Origin of the sequence: Priestia sp. J2, from assembly GCF_020790095.1 — a bacterium.
Taxonomy (GTDB): domain Bacteria; phylum Bacillota; class Bacilli; order Bacillales; family Bacillaceae_H; genus Priestia; species Priestia zanthoxyli.
Window position 1 is genome coordinate 2215973 of the sequence record NZ_CP086208.1, and the last position, 15268, is coordinate 2231240.

Consider the following 15268-nt stretch of genomic DNA (forward strand, 5'->3'; position numbering starts at 1 on the left):
CCGTTTCCAAGAAGCGGTATGTACCATCTCATTAATTAGGCAGGAGGAAGCGTAATGAAAAAGATCAGACATGCTGTATTTTGGCCTCCATTTTTATTGTTAATTGGAGCTGCATTACTAAGTTTTACAAACCGTGAAACATTTACTACAGTTACAACTAATGCAAATAATTGGGTTATTTCCAATCTAGGCTGGCTGTTTAGCATTAGCGGGCTGCTGATGGTAATTGCATGCATTGGTGTTTATTTTTCACCGCTTGGCAATGTTAAAATAGGAGGACCTGATGCAAAACCCATTCTTAAATTTGGCAACTGGTTTGCGATTACCTTATGTACAACAATAGCTGCAGGCGTTACGTTTTGGGGGATTGTGGAACCGATTTACCATGTATCTGCACCTCCTGAATCGTTAGGAATTAAACCGAATTCTCCAGAAGCAGCCATTTTCTCTATGTCTTCTATGTATCTTCACTGGACCATTTCGCCATATGCAATTTATTGCGTACCTGCAATTGTATTTGCATTTGCTTATTACAATATGAAAAAACCGTTCAGTCTAGGGTCTACGCTAGCTCCGATTTTAGGGGATAAAATTAACGGGAAAACAGGAAAAGTAATTGATGCAGTATGTTTGTACACTCTTGCTCTTGGAATGGCCTCTTCTCTTGGAACGAGTGTTTTAAATTTAGCAGGAGGCGTTAATCATTTGAGCGGTATTGCCAGCAACCCTTTACTGTGGGCGATTATAACGGCTGCCGTTACCATTACCTTTATTTTATCCGCATCAAGCGGCTTAATGAAAGGAATTAGAATTTTATCAGATATTAATATGAAAGCATTCTATGGAATTGCCATCTTTATCTTTATTGTAGGACCAAGCTCTTATATTTTAAATTTAGGAACGGAATCGGCGGGTAATTATTTTACTCATTTTTTTGAAAAAAGTTTATTTACAGGAGCGGCAGCAGGTGATACGTGGCCGCAGTCATGGACTACTTTTTATTGGGCAAGCTGGTTTTCATGGGCCGCTATCACCGCATTATTTTTAGGAAGAATTGCATATGGATATAAAGTGAAAACGATGATTCTTGTTAACTTTATTTTACCAGCCTTTTTTGGAGGCGTATGGATGACGATATTTGGCGGAACATCGATTCATATGCAAATGACAGGAGGGGAACTCGCAGATATTATGGCACAAAACGGGCCTGAAGCCGTTTTGTATGCAGTATTTGCTGCTTTACCATTTGCGAAATTTGTTATTCCGTTCTACTTGTTTATCGTGTTCATTTCCTTCGTTACAGCCGCGGATTCTAACATGGAAGCGATGGGCGGAATCAGTTCATCGGGGATTTCTCCTCAAAGTCCGTCTCCGGGCATTATGATTAAAGTAGTATGGGGTGTGACCGTAAGTTTGGTAGGATGGGTAATGATTAGTTTTGCAAAGCTAGACGGAATTAAAATGTTAGCCAATCTAGGAGGAGTTCCTGCACTGTTTTTAGGTATAGGTGTTCTTATTGCGTTAGTCAAAATTGCTCAAAATCCAGCCAAATACGATCGAACTACAAAGGTAGATAAAAATGCTGCGATTAAAGAAGCGGATGAAACAAAAGCTGTATAAATAAAAGCAAGGAGAACTTACTCCTTGCTTTTTTATGTTTTAATCAGCAATGTCACTATGAACATGTGATTTAGGTTTTTTCTCTTTTGGCAAGGGTTCATTAGAAGACCAAGGCACGCGGCGAGGCTTATATTCAATCGCATCGGTAGAATAAACGGCTACGCTTACGACTCCGCCTTGCACCTGTGCTCGAATCAACAAAGGATCACTATACGTATTTTTAAAATGAAAGTCAGGTCCATACCAGCTGACGGTAGCGTCTCGCCCAGGAGGTACGTAGGAAACACTGCGGCTGTGGGAGTAGCGCTGCGTAATCGTGACGCCAGCGTTATCGACGGCGTTAAATAAAGTAGAAGAAACTTGGCAAATTCCTCCTCCAACTCCTTCAGAATACTCTCCTTTTACAATGATTGGGGCACGCATATACCCTTTTGCTGCCGTTCTTTTTCCAACGGTTTGATTAAAAGAGAAAACTTCCCCAGGAAATATGACGCTGCTGTCTAGTGATTCAGCTGCAAGAGAAATATTGTGAGAACGATTTTTATTATGGGGGTTAAATACCGTATGATAATGACCGATTTGCTTAATACGAATCGTTGCAAGCAGCTCCTTATCCACGCGAGGCGGAACAGGAAGCGTCGGGATTTCTAAGATTGACGTACCGCCGTTAAAAAAATAAGTATAAAATTTCTCCGCAAAATCTTTATGATATAGTTTGACACCCGCTTGCTCAGGAACAATTTGTCCGCTTTTATCAATGCGGGCATTTATGGGCTCTCTATATGTTTTTTTATCCAATTCTTTTAGAAGAAGATTGTATCGATCATAATCCACCATGGGTACAGGAAGAAGAGGTACTGCCACTTTGTCCCGTTCAATCCGTTCAATTGGTTTACCGTCATGAGTAATAGATAGGTGGTCTTGTGTAGAAAGAGGTTGAATAAGCATTAAAAGTCCAACCATCCAAGTGAAATTCATATCATATACCTCGCTTTCACCTGTTAGTATGAATAAAATGAACCGTTTAATGTATAGGATTCACAAGCTCTTTTTTGTATTATTTTCCATGAGACGAGCGTGTAAAAATTTCTATTTATAATTGTATGTGTACTTTCGCATATTACATAGAGAAACTACAAGGTAATGAGGGTAGACAATGATAAAATTAATGATTTTAGTCTTTATGCTTATTAGTTTTTTTGTGCATCCCCAAAAGATGAAAGCAGAAGAAAACCTTACGTACTTTCCGGTAAGCGACACAGGAAAAGTATTAAAGTGGAAACGTGTAGAAACCTTACTGCCAAAGGGAAAAAAATTTAAAGTAATCGATGTAGAAACCGGTTTTTACTTTTATGTGCAGCGAAGAGCAGGCTCACACCACGCAGATGTTCAGCCGCTTACACGTCAAGATACGAAAGTAATGAAGCACTTATATAATGGAAAATGGAGCTGGAACCGAAGAGCTGTTCTTATTCCATTTAAAGGAAAAATGCTTGCAGCTTCCATGAATGGAATGCCTCATGGAGCCGGTGCGCTTGACAATGGGTTCCCCGGTCATTTTTGCATTCATTTTGCAGGAAGTACGACTCACAAGTCCCAAAATGTAGATCCAGGTCATCAGTTAATGGTATTAAAAGCAGGAGGAAAGCTTGATGAATATGCATTAAAAGCTGAGCCGGCAGAAGTCGTCAATATGTTTTTAACCGGATTAAAGCAAGATGACGATGCCTTAATGCAGCCGGTTTTGCGCGTAAAGCAAGAGCATAAGCTATGGGCAAAGCTGCATAGTATCTCCACCATTTATTATAAAACGGACTTATTTCATGCAAAAAAGTATAAAACAAAAGAGAAAATCTCCGTAGATTGCCTTATTTATTACGAAAATAAAGGGGCTCACAAGACAACGATGGTTTTTACTTTAAAAAGAAATCCGTTAACAAACGGGTGGGAAATTTCTTCTCTTACACTGTAATGAACCATTATTTTTTAAAAACACATCTGACAGAAAACAGATGTGTTTTTAATCATTTGTTTAGCTCTTTAGCCGTTTGCAATGTTATAGTGAAAAACATACTTACATACGATAGAAAAGAATTAAAAAGGGTATAAGTAATAATATTACTCTTTCTACAAAGAACTTTACAGCACGAAAGGAGAGGGTGTTTATTTTTTCATATTGGTTTAGTCGCTTAGTCGCTGCAGATCCTGGACGAAAAAGGCTCAAAACAGCTTCTAAAGCTACAATCAGTGTCATTACAGCGGTCGTTATTATGCTGATTGTATTAAAAGCAGCGGGAAGCTCTCAAATTACCGCTGCTATTTTATCCGGCGTAATCGGCCTGATGGGTATATTGGTTGTAAATGATGAAACAACAAAAGCAAAAAAAGTGACAACCGTCTTAGTAGCACTTTCTAGCGCCGTTTCTCTTGGAATTGGCTCGTTTTTATCACGATATGGACAAGCAGAAAATGTTTTTCTCGTTCTATTGGTGTTTTTGTCTTTTTATTTACAGAAATTTGGTATTCGCTACTTCTCTCTGTCGATGGTAGCATTTATGTCGTTTTATTTTGCTTCTATTTTACACGTTACATTTTCTCAGCTGCCGTGGCTGTTAGCTGGCGTTATAGTAGGAGCCTGCTGTGCATTTATCTATAATTTTGTTATTTTTAAAGACCGGCCTTCCAACGTGCTAAGGTCTTCAATGAAATCCTTTCATATTCAAGTAAATTTGGTGCTTGATTTAATTATTGAGTTAATTCAAAAGAAACAAATTGAACCAGCTCAAATCAAACAGTATAACCGCAATATTAAAAAACTAGCGGAGTATGCCCGTGTAGCATCAGAAGAGCTTGGAAATACAGATCCTCACGACATATGGCCTGGCGTAACAGCTGAGCAAATGCGCCTTTATGTATTTGATACAGTGATGCTGCTGCAGACATATTCTCCGGCGATCCGAAAACTCAGTGAATTAAAGGCATTTAATCATTTTGATATTCAGCAGGTGCTGTTAAAGCTAGTGGAATCGATTCGCGAAGCAGAGGTATTAAATGAAAATCCTACTCATTCCTTAACGGATGCAGCTCAGCATTTGCAAGAGCTGCGCCAAAAATTAAGCGAACTCGAACCTCAAGACGAAAGGTATAAAGACTGGCTTTACTTAATACGCCGTATCGAAACGATATCAAATCATGTCATTGATGAAGCGTATGAGCTGCAGCAAGCAATTGTGAAACAAGAAAAACAGCCTCAAAAAGAAGCGGAAGAACAAGAAGACGAAGAGGATAATGATGAAGAAAAAGGATTAAAACCGTCTACGAAAAAGTCTATTCAAGCGGTCATCACTGCTGTTGCGACATTAATATTTGGCTCGTTTTTATCTCCATCGCATCAATATTGGGCGCTCTTAGCAGGCTATTTAGTGCTTCTCGGTACAGAAACGATAGGAAGTACGTTTGTAAAAGCCGTGCAGCGAAGCGTAGGCACGCTTTTAGGAGCAGCTGTCGGCTTTGTTGTTGCAAGCTACGTTTCCCCTGGAATACTTGAAGTAACGCTGCTTTTTATCTGTGTGTTTATGGCTTTTTATTTCTTTCCCATTACGTATTCGTTTATGAGTTTTTGGATTACGATGATGCTGGCCTTTATGTATGACATGCTTCTTGGCGGAATTTCAGAGAGTTTATTGCTGGCCCGCGTGTTAGATACGGTCGTAGGAGTTGGAATTGGCTTAGCCGTATCTGCTCTTGTGTTTCCTAAAAGAACAAGAGATAAAATAACCGACACTTCAGTAGAATACGTAGCGGCTTTAAAAGAATTTGTTCATACTTATTTACATCGTTTTACGAATCAGTACGCATTTGCCAATTTAGCTGATAAAGGAATGGAATTAGAAAAAAAGCTAAAACAGCTTCATGTCGATTCAGATCCTATTATCAAAGGTTTCGTTGGCCGTTCACGTCTTCAGCAATTTTTAACTGTTTTTACCGCTATTAATTATTACGCTAAGCATTTGGTGGCATCTTCTACTAGAAACGAAGCTTTTTATAAGGAAGCAGAATTTCATGGCGTAGTAAAGGAAGTGGAAGAGAAAGTGGCAAGCAACTTCACTCAGCTTGAAAAAGCATTACGAGGAGAAAGAGGAACGTATGTATACACGCTTGAAGATGTAAGACAAAAGATTGAACAATCTTTAGATTATTTTGATACGTCCGTTCAATCAAGAAACTTACAGCATCTGCAGCTGCTGCATAACATTTATTACGTATGGAAAATCAATCAATCGGTTGTTCACTTAGCCAAAGAGCTAGGAGCAGAAGAAATAAGCAATGAAGAATAAAAAACCAGCGAATACTTCGCTGGTTTTTAGTCTGATGAATAAGGAGACGTATCTTTTCTAATCGTTCTCCACGTTGTTTTAAGACCTGCATAGCTTCCAATTGCGGCGTATCCATAAAAATATCCCATAAACAATCCGGCAATAATATGATGAGGGTGACTGATCAATACTGAAAAAAGCACGCCGACAGCTAAAGCGATAGTCGGAACAAATTGCTTTTTAGGATGAAAAAGCCATTTGATCAGCTGCGTCACGATTAATACGACAGGAACACCAATGACTGCGTCCCAAAAATTTGTATGAATTGTAGGGAAATCCATGTTCAAGCACCTCGTTAAATGTGTTGGATGTAAGATTATCTATGCTGTTTTACCTAAGAACACTTCAATTAGAGTTATGAGGGGCTCCAGGTGGATAATAATAAGGCGGAATTTTGAGCCATCCTTTTTGCTGCATTAGAATTTTTATTTTTGATCCTAATATGACCTTTTCAGTGTGGAATTTCAACCACATTAATCCAATATCGGTTCTAATAGATTGTCCCATATTCGTGCTGCACATGACGATATTAGAGGCAATTTTTATAGATATTAAGTTAGCGATTTCAGAATCCGTGGCTTTTGCTCCTAATGGAATACTGTTAGGGTCGGATTTCGGTTTGGTAGCCGGTATTTCAGGAAGGGGAATTCCTTCTTTAATCATTAATTTTTTTAGTGTATCAATCTGAGATTCAGCCAGGTTTTTTGAGTCTTGAGCAAGCTTAAGCAGTTCACTGTTGGTTGTTGTATTAAGACAAGTTTCTAAGGCAGGTATTTCTTCCGCTAAAGCAGTAAAATACAGCCAGCATCCCATAGTCTCACCGATATGTGGGCGAGGGGGCGGATCATCTGTAGAAGAGTTCTTTATATAATCAAGTAGTGTCTCAATGACGTTAATCATAACTTTTCACCCTTTATATAGTTTATGCATCTTCATTATTACCTTCAGCAGAAAAGGATAAACACAGCTAAGAAATGTTACATATAAAATTGATTATGATGAGTGGAAGAAAAAGCATCCCATTCAGCAATTTATAATAGTGATGGTACAAACATCTAAAGGTATAAAAATTGTTGAAATGCTTAATAAATAGGTTGGTGCTAGAAGATAAAGTCAATAGAAAAAAATCTCCTTGCTCATCAAGGAGATTTTTTATCTTGAGTATTATACAGTTTTTCTCCGATACTCTCTCCATAAAGAAGTTAGCTCTTCTGACCAATATTTATAATCAAATACCGTTATATTTTTACTGGGCATAAAAACGTTTAACAGCCAATTAACCCTTAATTTGTCTCTGACGCCTATCGTTTTATCATTTTTACAGCAGCCTTCATCACAAGGTTTATCGTGTATCTTGTAAGGAATATTTTTAACGACTAATCCATTTTTCACACGCTTTGTGTACTCAATTCCTATAATCAAATATATCACTCCTCACAGTAACTCTTATCTTCATAATAATATGTAGGGATGACTTCTTTAATGAAAGGGGAAAAAGGGCAGAAGACAAAAATAAAAAAGCCCTGCTGTAGGGCTTTTAGATTAAGCAACTTTTGATGCAACCACGATTACTTTGCCGTGATCTAATTCTTCTTCATAGCGTTCAGCTTCCGGCTGTGATAGGCCTAATGAACGCATTTTGGCACGAAGCTCGTCTCCTCGAGAACGAAATACATTCGCAATCGCATCAAAAACACCTTGTTCAGAAAGGCCGATATTGTTTGTATTTGTTGCAGCTGTTAAATCCTCGGAGCGATCTTGATGGTGTGCAAGTAAATAAACTTCGTCTTTTGTAAATCCTTCACGCAAAAATTGTTCGATTGTATCTTTTGCCTGTACGCCATTTTCAACTACTTTTACATTTACCATTTCAAAAAACCTCCTTGTATGATAGACAACTTTCTAGAATATGTTTAGTAATGAAGAGAAGTTTAAGTAACTTATCCTCTTGCTTTGTGTATACACGTTATTGGAAGAGATAAAACCTATTTCATAAAATTGAGTTAAAAAGTCTAACATAGGAGAAGAGGAAACAGCGCGGTTATCTTTGAGGAGAATCTGGCGGACAATAAGCAGAAGAAGGCTTTAGCCAGCCTTTTTCCTGCATCTTTTTTTTGACCTTTTAAGGTACAGTACAAACTGCAAAAAGCCTAGATCTTAAACAGCTAAGATCCAGGCTTTTTGCATACATAAAAATAGAGAAATTTAAGATGAAAGACGTTCTTTTTGTTTTTCATAAACAGAAGTAGACTCGTTCCATGTATATCGACCATCTTGTAATTGAATGGTTGCGCTGAATGGACAGTCTATTGACGTTTCTGCGTCATCTAAACTACTTTCAAGTAAACGTTTTTTAAATCGAAGCAAATCTTCTTTTGAAGCAACTCGAAAAACCATTTCTAACGTAAGATCATCGTCCATCGCATTGTGTAATTGACTAATACTTTTGCGGAATTCTTTATTATATTGAAGCATAATTTGAATATCTGCTACGCAAGCAACACCAAACACATCTTTCACAACAGACTCAACCGTTAACTGAGTTGTGGAAGCATATGTTGAGATATTACGCTGTGGATTTTCTAAATAATAAATCGTTTCTACAGGATGTCTCGTGATAAGCACCTCTTTCCTATTCTTAAGTATACAGGAAAAAAGAATGGAATGGGGAAAGATTTTTAGGAAAGGAGTCCTGACATACATAAAAAGATTGTTTGTGATAGGAAAGAGAGTTATAAGTTGATGGCTTTTCGCTTATCATTTTTGCTATATCCTTAAATCAACGAATTCTGTGCAACTTCCTCTAAGATTTGATAAAATAAAATCCTACGTCTCAATTCCTTCTAATGAATCCCTCAACTACTATTTCTACTTATTTTAAAGGAGGACGCTATTTTGCAGTTTGAACAAGCTTTAACACATTTACAGTCCTATTTTGGTTATGATTCGTTTCGAAAAGGACAGGAAGAGTCGATTCGTTATGTTTTAGAAGGGCACAATACCGCTTGTATTATGCCAACAGGAGGAGGGAAATCACTTTGTTATCAAATTCCTTCATTATTATTAGAAGGTACAACACTGGTGATTTCTCCGTTGATTTCCTTGATGAAAGACCAAGTGGACACGCTGAATGCAGCTGGTATTCCGGCCACGTATATTAACAGCTCGCTGACTCACACGGAGGTACAGCAGCGCTTAGAAGAAGTAGCGCTTGGTGAATATAAGTTACTTTATGTAGCGCCGGAACGACTGGAGTCTCCGCAGTTTTTAGAACAGCTTCAAATGCTTCCTATCCCGCTTGTAGCGGTAGATGAAGCGCACTGTATTTCACAGTGGGGGCATGATTTCAGACCAAGTTATTTGCGTATCAATGAACTCATCAGCAAGCTGTCTAATGCGCCGATTGTGATGGGGCTAACGGCTACTGCGACGCCTCAAGTGCGTGAAGATATTTGCAGAGCTCTTCATATTAACGAAGAGTACACGGTGATGACTGGGTTTGAACGTGAAAATTTATCGTTCGCTGTTGTGAAAGGTCAGGATCGAATCAGTTATATCGATCAGTATATCCGTAAAAATGACCAAGAAGCAGGCATCATTTATGCCGCTACGCGTAAAGATGTTGAAGAGCTTCACGCTAGATTGCAAAAATCAGGAGTTAACGTATCAAAATACCATGCTGGTATGAACGCAAGCAGCCGTGATGAAGAGCAGAACCGCTTTCTTCAAGATGATGTTCAGGTAATGATAGCCACGTCTGCCTTCGGAATGGGAATCGATAAATCGAATATTCGCTTTGTTCTTCACTATCAGCTTCCAAAAAATATGGAAAGCTATTATCAAGAGGCAGGACGTGCTGGTCGTGACGGACTTCCAAGTGAGTGTATCGTACTTTATTCACCTCAAGATATTCGCGTGCAGCGCTTTTTGATTGAACAGTCAACGTCGAATCCTAAAAAGCAGATTCAAGATCTTGAAAAGCTGCAAAATATGGTGAACTACTGTCATACAGAAGGCTGTTTGCAAGCGTATATTCTTCATTATTTTGGAGAAAGTGAAGCACATGAGTGCGGCCGCTGTAGCAACTGTACGGATGATCGCGTGGAAATAGACGTAACGGTCGATACGCAAAAAGTGTTATCTTGTATGATTCGTATGGGCGAACGTTTCGGTAAAATGATGATTGCTCAAGTGTTAACGGGTTCTCGAAATAAAAAAGTAGTTGATTTTGGTTTTGATAAACTGAAAACGTACGGCGTCATGAGCGACCGGTCGGCTAAAGAAGTGAGCGATTTTATCGAGTATTTGATTTCAGAGCAGTTTATTTTAGTAGGACAAGGGTCATTTCCTACTTTATCCGTAGCGTCCAAAGGAAAAGGGGTGCTTCTTGGTACGGAAAAAGTGATGAGGAAAGAACAAATGGAAGTGAAGCAAATTGTCCAAGATGACGAACTGTTTGCTCATTTGCGCTCCGTTCGAAAGCAGCTAGCAGATGAAGCGGGCGTGCCTCCTTTTGTTATTTTCTCAGACGACACTCTTCATGATATGTGTACAAAACTTCCGGTAACTCTTGAACAGTTCGCCACTGTAAAAGGAGTTGGAGAACAAAAACAAGAGCGATACGGAGAACGATTCACGACTGAAATCAAACAGTTTTGTGAAGAACATCCAGACCGAAAGCGAGAAGTTTCAGCGCCTGCTCCAAAAAAAGCAAGAGCTTCATCAAAAGAAGGCTCTCACTTAATGACGTATGAGCTATTTCAGCAAGGAAAATCTTTAGACGAAATTGCTGAAGAACGTGAGTTGAGCCGCATTACCATTGAAAACCATTTGTTTAAATGCGCGGAAGAAGAAAAAGAAATCGACTGGACGCCTTTTCTTTCGGATGAAGACGAACAGCAAATTTTACAAGCTGCTTCGTCAGTAGGCGATGAAAAGTTAAAGCCAATCAAAGAAGAATTACCTGAAAACATCACTTATTTTATGATAAAAGTAGCACTGTTTAAACAAAAAATGAAGCAGCTATCGTAAACAAAAAGCTCCTATTAAAGGAGCTTTTTGTGTTGAATAAGCGAGTTTACTGATAAAATAATAGATATAAATGTTAGAAAAATCAGATTACATAAAAAGGAGGAGTGAAGGGGAATGATTGAACGAGAGCTTGAAGCGATTTTGCATGCTTCTCACGACAATATCGTGATCACTGATGAAAAAGGACTTGTTTTACGAGCAAGTCAAAACTGCCGTGATATATATGGATACGATGTGTCAGAGTTGGTCGGTCAAACCGTCTACGAACTGCAAAAACGCGGGATCTTTTCACCTTCCGTTACGATTGAAGTGTTAAAGAAAAAGAAAGAAGTACAGCTGATGCAACAAACAGAAACGGGTAAAGTTGTAATGGCAACCGGTATTCCCGTGTATGATGAACATCAGTGTATGAAAAGAGTCATCAGCTTTTCGCATGATTTAACAGAGCTTCAGCGCTTAAAAGAAGATTATCAGCAGCTCGAAGTGAAAATGAAAACATATCAGCTCGAAATGGAAGAACTCCGGGAACAGCAGTCGAATGATATGGTCATACGAAGTGAATCGATGAAAAAGGTATGGTCGATTATTAATCGCGTGGCAGACAGCGATGCAACGGTTGTGCTGCTAGGTGAATCGGGTGTTGGTAAAACGGCTTTTGCTCGTGCTTTACACTGTGGAAGTGAACGAAAAGAAGAGCCGTTTATTGAAATTAACTGCGGAGCCATTCCAGCTAGTTTGTTCGAATCTGAAATGTTTGGATACGAAGCAGGCTCTTTTACAGGTGCCAGTACAAAAGGGAAAATAGGAAAGTTTGAATTAGCTCATAACGGTACGCTTTTTTTAGATGAAATAGGAGAGCTTCCCCTTGATATGCAAGTAAAGCTGTTAAAAGTGCTGCAAGAAAAAACAGTCACCAAAATTGGAAGTGAACGAGCCAAACACGCAAACTTTAGGCTGATTGTAGCCACAAATCAGCGGCTTGAAGAAATGGTCAAAAAAGGAACGTTTCGCGAAGATTTATTTTATCGTTTACACGTTATTCCGATTACCATTCCTCCGCTTCGAGAGCGAAAAGAAGACATTGCGGCACTGCTTTATCACGTGTTACATAAGCAAAATGAAAAATATAGCATGAAGAAATTTTTTCACGCAGAAGCATTAAATCTGCTTCTTGAACATCAGTGGCCTGGAAATGTGCGCGAACTTGAAAATACAATTGAACGCCTTGTGTTAACAACGGATGAAAACAGCATCTCGTCTCAAGACCTCCCGTTTTATTCAGAAAATAGCAGCAGTGAAAAAGAAGAATGGGAGTCTCTTGACACGTTAACCTCTCAGGGAATGACGCTTCAGCAAGCACTTGCAGAAGTGGAGAAAAACTGGCTGATTCGCGCTTATCGTCAGTGTCAAACAACGTATGAAATGGCAAATATATTAGGAATCAGCCAGCCTACGGTCGTAAGACGTTTACGAAAGTACAATATAAAATAATGAGATTTTAATTCAAAATGAATTAGCTGATTCAATACTGAATCAGTTTTTTTGTTTTGATTCTATTATGAATTAAAAATCGTCCATAATTGCGCGGAATAAGATAATAAAAATTGGCATGCATTTTGCATTAATAAAAAGTATCTAAATAAAAAGCGTCAGTATTTAAAATAATGATGCGGCGCTAATGAATGAAACCCACTAGGAGGAATAAATTATGCCAAAATATGAGCCGAAAAATTCATTTGAATCTCCGCGTTTTTGCGGACCACGTACATTTATGAGACTTCCGTATGTAGAACAAGTAAATTCAGAAATGGATTTTATTGTCACAGGTATTCCATTTGATTCAGGTCAATCTTTTCGAACAGGAGCACGTTTTGGACCGGAAGCCATTCGAGATTTCTCCATTTTGCTCCGCCCGTATAACCCAGAACAAAAGATTAATATTTTTGACTACATTTCAGGCGTGGACTACGGTGATTTGTCAGTTGTTCCCGGATATATTTTAGAAACGTATAAAAAAATTGAAGAAGGGTTAACGCCGGTTGTGAATGAAGGAATTATTCCTATTTCACTAGGCGGTGATCATTCGATGACCCTTGGTGAACTTCGTGCGATTGCAAAAAAACACGGACCGGTAGCGCTTATACAGTTTGATGCTCATTCGGATACGTGGGATAGTTATTTTGAACAAAAATACAATCACGGTACGGTATTCAGACGAGCAATTGAAGAAGGGTTAATCGACGTATCGCGTTCGATTCAAATTGGTATGCGAGGCGGTCTGTACGGCATTGAAGATTTAGAAGACGCAAAAAATCTAGGTTTAGCTCTGTATACGACAAATGAATATAAAAAGCTTAGCGTTGAAAGAATGCTAGACATTATTCATGAGCGTGTAGGGGAAGGACCCGTATTTTTATCGTTTGACATTGATTTTTTAGATCCAGTTTACGCGCCGGGAACAGGAACGCCTGAAGTCTCAGGTGCAAGTATTGACGATGCGCTTCAATTCGTTCGAGGCTTAACAAATATTGATTTTGTCGGTTTTGATTTAGTAGAAGTACTGCCAGCTTATGATCATGGCCAAATTACAGCAGCGGCGGCCGCTAATATTGTCTATGAATTTATCACCCTTATTGCGTTAAGAAAAAAAGCAAAAGAAGAAGAAACGCTGTTAGTAAAAGCACGCGACTGAATATAAGCAAGACAGTAAAAGTGGGAAGGTACTATTATCTTCCCATTTTTATATAAGAGTTCTCTATGAGGGGTGTTTGACTATGAAAGGGCAAGTAAATGTAAAAATAGATAAGAAACAAGCAAAACCATGTAAAAGAGAAATAATCAACCCAGCGACCAATAAGATTATAGCGGAAGTGTTTGACTCGTCGCTTCAACAAGTAGAGGAAGCGGTAGGTAAAGCAAAGCAGGCTTTTGAACAAAGTGAATGGAAGAAAAATAAATCACTGCGTGTAGCGGTGCTTACGAAACTAGCAGACTTATTAGAAAGTGAAGCGAGTATATTCGCTGAAACAGAAACATTAAATACTGGCAAACCGATAAAAGAAGCGCAGTTAGATATCGAAGATACAATTAATTGTTTAAGATATTACGCAAATTTAATAGAAGAAAATCAGCCGTGGACAAAGAACATGTTCGACGACACAAACAGTAAAATCATTCAAGAACCTATTGGCGTATGTGCGCTAATCGTTCCTTGGAATTTCCCTTTGCTGCTTGGCATGTGGAAGCTGGCTCCTGCATTAGCAGCTGGAAATATGGTGGTGTTTAAGCCGTCAGAATTAACGCCGCTTTCTTTTTTAAAGTTAGCTTCACTATGTAAAAAAGCTGGTATACCAGAAGGCGTGTTTAATTTACTTACAGGAGACGGTGAAGTGGGAAGTGCCCTTGTTGAACACAATGACGTAGCCAAAGTCTCTTTTACAGGAGGATCAGAAACAGGCAAACGTATTTATCAGCAGTGTGCAAAAGAGATGAAAAGAGTTTCACTTGAACTGGGAGGGAAATCTCCGCTTCTTATTTTTGAAGATAGCGAAATTGATATTGCAGTAGACTGGACAATGTTTGGCTCATTTTTTAACCAAGGACAAGTGTGTGTAGCTTCATCGCGTATACTCGTACACAAATCTATTTATAACTCGTTTCTTTCTGCTCTTACGGAGGCTGTTGCTGCTATAAAAATTGGTAATCCGTTAAGAGAAGAAACGGAGATGGGTCCGGTTATTAGCAAGGAGCATCTGAATAAAATACAGAGTTTTATTAAGCTAGGTCAAGAAGAAGGTGCGAATTTATTAACAGGAGGAACGTTAATTGACTGCGAAGGTGGAAACTATATAACGCCAGCGGTGCTCATTGACGTGGAGCAGCATATGAAAGTCGTCCAAGAAGAAATATTCGGTCCCGTCATTACTGTTCAATCTTTTTCAAGTGAAGAAGAAGCCATAGCACTTGCTAACGGTACGAGATTTGGTTTAGCTGCAGGAATTTTAACGAATGATTTAATGAAAGCAGAGAGAGTTGCTGAACAGCTTCAAGCGGGAACGATTTGGATCAACGGCTACCATACGCCTCATATTGAAACGGCTTGGGGCGGTTTTAAAGAAAGCGGCATTGGCCGGGAGCTAGGTCCATCAGGATTAGCTGCTTTTACTGAAACAAAGCATGTGAATACAAATTCCAAGCTAGCCCGAGCTAATTGGTATCAATAAAAGTGAAAGGTGGAAAAG

General features: G+C 38.9%; 13 protein-coding genes. 7 read left to right on the plus strand and 6 right to left on the minus strand.

The annotated features are described in order from the left end of the window. Positions 1-54: 54 nt before the first annotated feature. Positions 55-1620 (plus strand): BCCT family transporter, encoded by a 1566-nt coding sequence (locus tag LJY09_RS11140; RefSeq protein WP_034327768.1) that lies wholly within the window; start codon positions 55-57, stop codon positions 1618-1620. 39 nt (positions 1621-1659) lie between these two features. Here LJY09_RS11140 and LJY09_RS11145 read toward each other — a convergent pair whose 3' ends face one another. Beyond that, the gene (locus LJY09_RS11145; RefSeq protein ID WP_028413428.1) at positions 1660-2598 is read right to left on the minus strand and encodes a VanW family protein; all 939 of its coding nucleotides are present in this window, start codon (positions 2596-2598) and stop codon (positions 1660-1662) included. 178 nt (positions 2599-2776) lie between these two features. On the opposite strand from LJY09_RS11145, the gene LJY09_RS11150 reads away from it, so the two are divergent. Together LJY09_RS11150 and LJY09_RS11155 are read left to right on the plus strand one after the other, a co-directional pair. Then, positions 2777-3592 carry a hypothetical protein gene (locus tag LJY09_RS11150; RefSeq protein ID WP_028413427.1) on the plus strand — a complete coding sequence of 272 codons (816 nt, stop codon included), beginning with the start codon at positions 2777-2779 and terminating at the stop codon, positions 3590-3592. A 187-nt stretch (positions 3593-3779) separates the two neighbouring features. Then, positions 3780-5957: an FUSC family protein gene (locus tag LJY09_RS11155; RefSeq protein ID WP_098112575.1), complete on the plus strand. Its 2178-nt coding sequence runs from the start codon at positions 3780-3782 to the stop codon at positions 5955-5957. Between the two features lie 26 nt (positions 5958-5983). Here LJY09_RS11155 and LJY09_RS11160 read toward each other — a convergent pair whose 3' ends face one another. The 5 genes from LJY09_RS11160 to LJY09_RS11180 form a co-directional block, all read right to left on the minus strand. Next, complete coding sequence (locus LJY09_RS11160) at positions 5984-6277, minus strand: hypothetical protein (RefSeq protein WP_028413425.1); 294 nt, start codon at positions 6275-6277, stop codon at positions 5984-5986. A 64-nt stretch (positions 6278-6341) separates the two neighbouring features. Then, entirely contained in the window at positions 6342-6896 is a 555-nt protein-coding gene (locus tag LJY09_RS11165) for a DUF3231 family protein (protein WP_033578924.1), read from the minus strand. Positions 6897-7160: 264 nt separating this feature from the next. Next, the gene (locus LJY09_RS11170; RefSeq protein ID WP_028413424.1) at positions 7161-7418 is read right to left on the minus strand and encodes a hypothetical protein; all 258 of its coding nucleotides are present in this window, start codon (positions 7416-7418) and stop codon (positions 7161-7163) included. 120 nt (positions 7419-7538) lie between these two features. Beyond that, positions 7539-7865, minus strand: coding sequence for a YflT domain-containing protein (locus tag LJY09_RS11175; RefSeq protein WP_013056955.1), 327 nt, complete (start codon positions 7863-7865; stop codon positions 7539-7541). 336 nt (positions 7866-8201) lie between these two features. Further along, positions 8202-8621: a hypothetical protein gene (locus LJY09_RS11180; protein WP_028413423.1), complete on the minus strand. Its 420-nt coding sequence runs from the start codon at positions 8619-8621 to the stop codon at positions 8202-8204. Positions 8622-8891: 270 nt separating this feature from the next. On the opposite strand from LJY09_RS11180, the gene recQ reads away from it, so the two are divergent. The 4 genes from recQ to LJY09_RS11200 all read left to right on the plus strand — a co-directional run bounded on the left by recQ (position 8892) and on the right by LJY09_RS11200 (position 15250). Continuing rightward, positions 8892-11027: a DNA helicase RecQ gene (recQ, locus tag LJY09_RS11185; protein WP_028413422.1), complete on the plus strand. Its 2136-nt coding sequence runs from the start codon at positions 8892-8894 to the stop codon at positions 11025-11027. A gap of 114 nt (positions 11028-11141) precedes the next feature. Then, a complete protein-coding gene (locus LJY09_RS11190; RefSeq protein ID WP_028413421.1) occupies positions 11142-12518 on the plus strand; it encodes a sigma-54 interaction domain-containing protein in 1377 nt (458 codons plus the stop codon). 217 nt (positions 12519-12735) lie between these two features. Next, positions 12736-13719 (plus strand): agmatinase, encoded by a 984-nt coding sequence (gene speB / locus LJY09_RS11195; RefSeq protein ID WP_028413420.1) that lies wholly within the window; start codon positions 12736-12738, stop codon positions 13717-13719. Between the two features lie 82 nt (positions 13720-13801). Further along, positions 13802-15250, plus strand: coding sequence for an aldehyde dehydrogenase family protein (locus tag LJY09_RS11200; protein ID WP_028413419.1), 1449 nt, complete (start codon positions 13802-13804; stop codon positions 15248-15250). Positions 15251-15268: the final 18 nt, after the last annotated feature.

Coding starts and splice junctions, on each gene's coding strand:
- LJY09_RS11160 (WP_028413425.1), bottom strand. CDS start 6,277: ATGGATTTCCCTACAATTCATACAAATTTTTGGGACGCAGTCATTGGT.
- LJY09_RS11190 (WP_028413421.1), top strand. CDS start 11,142: ATGATTGAACGAGAGCTTGAAGCGATTTTGCATGCTTCTCACGACAAT.
- LJY09_RS11150 (WP_028413427.1), top strand. CDS start 2,777: ATGATAAAATTAATGATTTTAGTCTTTATGCTTATTAGTTTTTTTGTG.
- LJY09_RS11175 (WP_013056955.1), bottom strand. CDS start 7,865: ATGGTAAATGTAAAAGTAGTTGAAAATGGCGTACAGGCAAAAGATACA.
- LJY09_RS11145 (WP_028413428.1), bottom strand. CDS start 2,598: ATGAATTTCACTTGGATGGTTGGACTTTTAATGCTTATTCAACCTCTT.
- LJY09_RS11140 (WP_034327768.1), top strand. CDS start 55: ATGAAAAAGATCAGACATGCTGTATTTTGGCCTCCATTTTTATTGTTA.
- LJY09_RS11200 (WP_028413419.1), top strand. CDS start 13,802: ATGAAAGGGCAAGTAAATGTAAAAATAGATAAGAAACAAGCAAAACCA.
- speB (WP_028413420.1), top strand. CDS start 12,736: ATGCCAAAATATGAGCCGAAAAATTCATTTGAATCTCCGCGTTTTTGC.
- LJY09_RS11165 (WP_033578924.1), bottom strand. CDS start 6,896: ATGATTAACGTCATTGAGACACTACTTGATTATATAAAGAACTCTTCT.